This is a genomic window from Paraburkholderia sp. GAS41, from assembly GCF_050436545.1.
Lineage (GTDB): Bacteria > Pseudomonadota > Gammaproteobacteria > Burkholderiales > Burkholderiaceae > Paraburkholderia.
The window spans coordinates 1-1034 of the sequence record NZ_JBNDMK010000092.1; the positions used below are offsets into that span (position 1 = coordinate 1).

Below are 1034 nucleotides of genomic sequence, written 5' to 3' on the forward strand. Positions count from 1 at the left end.
TGCCCTTCGCCCAGCACGCGTGCTCTAAATGGCCGCGTGTCGCGCGTCAGACAGTAGTCTGACCATGCCCCTAAGAAAGACCGCAAGATAATCGCTCCATCTTTCACGCGGCACAAAGTTCGATCCGTCGACGTGATGGTTTTGACGTGGAGACAACCCCTAGCCTCGCGCGGACCGTCAGGCCAAGCCATTTCCCCAAACATCGATTGAAGCGTGCGGGTAATTAGCGGGTAAAAACCAACAATCTCACTCCGTGTACGGTGATTCCGTGTCGCGACATACGTTTTAGAAGCGTCAGCATCGCCATGTTCGACAACGGACGCCCTTGCTTGCAACCCGGGAATAGATAGCCGTAATGCGCCTTGGGCAATGCGCTGCGCACGATCTCGACAGCGCGGTCACAAAGCCGTACGCGAAGCGGCCGGCCGCTCTTGGTACGGTCGCCAGGAATTGGCCATGTGCGGGCGGCGAGGTCAAACGCCTCGGGCCGCGCAAAACGCACCTCGTTCGTACGGGTCGCCGTGAAGATCAGCAGATGCAACACCCGTGCAGCACGCCGCGGACGTTGTTCAAGCTCGTGAATAAACGCGGGCAAGTCCTCTCAGGGTAGTGCCGGGTGATGGTTCACCTGCGAACGCTTCTTCGACCGCCGCAACACGAGTTGCAGATGATCGACGTATCGTGCCGGGTTGCTGCCAACGCGATGACCCAACACCGTCTCAGCGTCCAGAATCGCCTTGATGCGGCCGCGCACGCGGCGCGCAGTCTCGGCCTTCTTGGTCCAGATGGGCTGAAGAATCCGCACGATCATCGCGGTGTCAATGTCGCGCACCCGGACGTCACCGATTACTGGATACGCGTAGGTCTTGAGCGTGTTCCTCCACTGCTGAACGTGCTTGCGATTTCGCCACTGGGGTTCATGCGCACGGGTAAACGCTTCAGTTGCTTCACGAAACGTCACGTTGGCGTCCGGCGATATATCGAGCAACTGTCGGCGCTGCTGTTCGCGCCGTGCAAGGATAGGATCGATCAGG

At 59.3% G+C, this 1034-nt stretch carries 2 protein-coding genes; both read right to left on the reverse strand.

What is annotated here, in order from left to right; genetic code table 11:
- Window positions 1–223: 223 nt before the first annotated feature.
- A complete protein-coding gene (locus P3T43_RS35695; RefSeq protein ID WP_429285675.1) occupies window positions 224–541 on the reverse strand; it encodes a tyrosine-type recombinase/integrase in 318 nt (105 codons plus the stop codon).
- Window positions 542–601: 60 nt separating this feature from the next.
- On the reverse strand, window positions 602–1034 hold a 433-nt coding region (locus P3T43_RS35700; protein ID WP_429285676.1), incomplete at its 5' end, for a tyrosine-type recombinase/integrase.